This is a genomic window from Marinomonas epiphytica (assembly GCF_054780655.1).
Map to the genome: position 1 here is coordinate 1 of NZ_BAAGVX010000007.1, position 1,434 is coordinate 1,434.

1 rRNA gene is annotated in these 1,434 nt (G+C 50.8%); it reads right to left on the bottom strand.

Annotation, left to right across the window (positions count from 1 at the left end):
* Positions 1-64 precede the first annotated feature (64 nt).
* A 23S ribosomal RNA gene (locus ACYVGZ_RS03240) occupies positions 65-1,434 on the bottom strand; the annotation flags it as partial.

Here is a 1,434-nt window from a genome sequence, read left to right on the forward strand (position 1 = left end):
GAAATAACGTGTATCAAGTTTTAAACCGTATCCTTTCGCTTATCTAAAGCTACTTTGGTGTTATATAGTCAAGCCTCACGAGCAATTAGTATTGGTTAGCTCAATGCCTCACAGCACTTACACACCCAACCTATCAACGTCCTAGTCTCGAACGGCTCTTTAGGGAACTTAAGTTCCAGTGAGATCTTATCTTGAGGGAGGCTTCCCGCTTAGATGCTTTCAGCGGTTATCCCGTCCGAACGTAGCTACCCGGCAATGCCACTGGCGTGACAACCGGAACACCAGAGGTTCGTCCACTCCGGTCCTCTCGTACTAGGAGCAGCTCCTCTCAAATCTCAAACGTCCACGGCAGATAGGGACCGAACTGTCTCACGACGTTCTAAACCCAGCTCGCGTACCACTTTAAATGGCGAACAGCCATACCCTTGGGACCGGCTTCAGCCCCAGGATGTGATGAGCCGACATCGAGGTGCCAAACACCGCCGTCGATGTGAACTCTTGGGCGGTATCAGCCTGTTATCCCCGGAGTACCTTTTATCCGTTGAGCGATGGCCCTTCCATACAGAACCACCGGATCACTAAGACCTACTTTCGTACCTGCTCGACGTGTCTGTCTCGCAGTTAAGCGTGCTTTTGCCTTTACACTCTATGCATGATTTCCGACCATGCTGAGCACACCTTCGTGCTCCTCCGTTACTCTTTGGGAGGAGACCGCCCCAGTCAAACTACCCACCACACAGTGTCCTCGATCCCGATAAGGGACCTGAGTTAGAACCTCAAACGTACCAGGGTGGTATTTCAAGATTGGCTCCACCGAAACTAGCGTCTCGGTTTCAAAGCCTCCCACCTATCCTACACAAGTAGGTTCAAAGTTCACTGTGAAGCTATAGTAAAGGTTCACGGGGTCTTTCCGTCTAGCCGCGGATACACAGCATCTTCACTGCGATTTCAATTTCACTGAGTCTCGGGTGGAGACAGTGTGGCCATCGTTACGCCATTCGTGCAGGTCGGAACTTACCCGACAAGGAATTTCGCTACCTTAGGACCGTTATAGTTACGGCCGCCGTTTACTTGGGCTTCGATCAAGAGCTTCGCTTGCGCTAACCCCATCAATTAACCTTCAAGCACCGGGCAGGCGTCACACCCTATACGTCCACTTTCGTGTTTGCAGAGTGCTGTGTTTTTAATAAACAGTCGCAGCCACCTGGTATCTTCGACCGATCAATGCTTACGGAGCAAGTCCTTCACACTAACCGGCGTACCTTCTCCCGAAGTTACGGTACCATTTTGCCTAGTTCCTTCACCCGAGTTCTCTCAAGCGCCTTGGTATTCTCTACCTGACCACCTGTGTCGGTTTGGGGTACGGTTCGATCATATCTGAAGCTTAGAAGTTTTTCCTGGAAGCATGGCATCAACCACTTCGCCCAAAAGAGG